Annotated in this window: 1 protein-coding gene; it reads right to left on the bottom strand. The window is 66.5% G+C overall.

Annotated features, from left to right (window positions below; genetic code table 11):
• Positions 1-590, bottom strand: a 590-nt coding sequence (locus MUB52_RS23950) for a 3-oxoacid CoA-transferase subunit B (protein WP_263846671.1), incomplete at its 3' end; no start/stop codon positions are given.
• Between the last annotated feature and the right edge of the window lies 1 nt (position 591).

Below are 591 nucleotides of genomic sequence, written 5' to 3'. Positions count from 1 at the left end.
TCGGCCTCGGTGACGCCTTGGGCGGTCTCGACGATTGCGAGCCCGCCCTCGACCACATCCAGCACGCCGAGGTTCGTGATGATCCGGTCGACCACACCGCGGCCGGTCAACGGCAGGGTGCAGGCGCGCAGAAGCTTCGAGTCGCCGTGCTTGTTCGTGTGATCCATCACCACGATCACGCGGCCCACGCCGGCCACCAGATCCATCGCACCGCCCATGCCCTTCACCAGCTTGCCCGGGATCATCCAGTTCGCCAGATCGCCGGCCTCGGAGACTTCCATCGCGCCCAGGATCGCCGCCGCGATCTTGCCGCCGCGGATCATGCCGAAGCTGGTGGCGCTGTCGAAATAGGAGGTGCGGCGCAGCTCGGTGATCGTCTGCTTGCCCGCGTTGATCAGGTCCGCGTCCTCCTCGCCCTCGAAAGGAAAGGGCCCCATGCCGAGCATGCCGTTCTCGGACTGCAGCGTGATGTCCTTGTCGCCGACGTAATTCGCCACCAGCGTCGGGATGCCGATCCCGAGATTGACGTACATCCCGTCCTCGAGCTCCTCCGCCGCCCGCGCGGCCATCTGATTGCGGTCCCAGGGCATC

Origin of the sequence: Roseobacter sinensis (genome assembly GCF_025755255.1) — a bacterium.
In the GTDB taxonomy this organism is placed as follows: domain Bacteria; phylum Pseudomonadota; class Alphaproteobacteria; order Rhodobacterales; family Rhodobacteraceae; genus Roseobacter; species Roseobacter sinensis.
Note: the sequence above shows the minus strand (reverse complement) of the source record. Positions and strands in the feature narration are given on the sequence as shown.